The sequence below is a fragment of the Neisseria sp. P0022.S010 genome (genome assembly GCF_051956635.1).
Map to the genome: position 1 here is coordinate 1 of NZ_JBQCXF010000551.1, position 1,950 is coordinate 1,950.

Annotated in this window: 2 protein-coding genes; both read left to right on the forward strand. The window is 53.8% G+C overall.

Translation table 11 applies throughout. The annotated features are described in order from the left end of the window. Positions 1-442 (forward strand): abortive infection family protein (locus tag ACTHUT_RS19280; protein ID WP_440419446.1); only part of this gene is annotated, 442 nt, incomplete at its 5' end. A 74-nt stretch (positions 443-516) separates the two neighbouring features. Continuing rightward, positions 517-1,950, forward strand: a 1,434-nt coding sequence (locus ACTHUT_RS19285) for a Tex-like N-terminal domain-containing protein (RefSeq protein ID WP_440419448.1), incomplete at its 3' end; no start/stop codon positions are given.

Consider the following 1,950-nt stretch of genomic DNA (forward strand, 5'->3'; position numbering starts at 1 on the left):
TCAAAGCATTAAAAAACTCGATGCTATACATATAGAAAATGCTTGGAAAAAGGCTCTCGAAAGACGGATTGATGACCCAGAAGGAGCAATTACATCTGCACGAACACTGATAGAAAGTGTATGCAAATATATCTTAGATGAAGCAAAAATTACTTACGATGACAGACAGGATTTACAAAAACTGTATAAACAAACAGCCGAATATCTCAACCTTGCACCATCACAACATACGGAAGATATTTTCAAGCAAATACTAGGTGGCTGCACTGCTACCATTGAAGGATTAGGTGCATTACGAAACCGTTTGAGCGATGCGCACGGTAAGGGAAAAATAGGAGTTAATCCCAAGCCCCGTCATGCACAATTAGCCGTTAATTTATCAGGAGCACTGGCAATTTATTTACTTGAAACTTGGGAACACAAACAAAATCCTCAAAAATAACCTTTCAGGCTACCTGAAAATTTCATTTCAACCTGCACCCCAAAAAGCAGCCTGCATCCATCAAAAGGACCCCCATGAACATCACCCAAATCCTCTCTCAAGAACTCTCCGCCACCACTGCGCAAATTAATGCCGCCATTGAGCTTTTGGACGACGGCGCAACCGTCCCCTTTATCGCGCGTTACCGTAAAGAAGCCACGGGTGGCTTGGACGATACGCAGCTGCGCCAGCTTGCCGAGCGGCTGCAATACCTGCGCGAATTGGAAGAGCGCAAAGCCGTTGTTTTAAAAAGCATTGAAGAGCAAGGCAAGCTTTCAGACGACCTCAGGGCGCAAATCGAAGCCGCCGACAACAAAACCGCGCTGGAAGACCTGTATCTGCCTTACAAACCCAAACGCCGCACCAAAGCGCAAATCGCGCGCGAACACGGTTTGCAGCCGCTGGCGGACGTGTTGCTTGCCGAGCAGCCGCAAGATGTGGAAGCCGCCGCGCAATGCTACTTGAACGAAAACGTCCCCGACGCCAAAGCCGCGCTGGACGGCGCGCGCGCGATTCTGATGGAGCAGTTTGCCGAAGATGCGGAACTCATCGGCACACTGCGCGACAAGCTGTGGAACGAAGCCGAAATTCACGCGCAAGTCGTTGAAGGCAAAGAAACCGAAGGCGAAAAATTCAGCGATTATTTCGACCACCGCGAACCCGTCCGCGCCATGCCCAGCCACCGCGCGCTGGCGGTTTTGCGCGGCCGCAACGAAGGCGTGTTGAACATCGCGCTCAAATACCAGCCCGACGACACGCCGATTACTCAGCAAAGCGAATACGAGCAAATCATCGCCCGCCGTTTCAAGGTTTCAGACGGCCACAAATGGCTGCGCGACACCGTGCGCCTGACTTGGCGCGCGAAAATCTTTTTGTCGCTGGAACTCGAAGCCTTAGGTCGTCTGAAAGAAGCCGCCGATACCGACGCGATTACCGTGTTCGCCCGCAATCTCAAAGACTTGCTGCTCGCCGCGCCCGCTGGGCGGCTGACCACTTTGGGTCTCGACCCCGGCTACCGCAACGGCGTGAAATGCGCCGTGGTGGACGACACGGGCAAGCTGCTGGATACGGTCATTGTCTATTTGCACCAAGAAAACAATATGTTGGCAACGCTGTCGCGCCTGATTAAGCAGCACGGTGTGAAGCTCATCGCGATCGGCAACGGCACCGCCAGCCGCGAAACCGACAAAATCGCGGGCGAACTGGTGCGCGGAATGCCGGAAATGGGGCTGCACAAAATCGTCGTTTCCGAAGCCGGCGCATCGATTTATTCCGCGTCCGAACTGGCGGCGCGCGAGTTCCCCGACTTGGACGTTTCCCTGCGCGGCGCGGTGTCCATCGCCCGCAGGCTGCAAGATCCGCTTGCCGAGTTGGTCAAAATCGACCCCAAATCCATCGGCGTGGGCCAGTATCAGCACGACGTGAACCAAAGCCAGCTCGCTAAATCGCTGGACGCGGTGGTCGAAGAC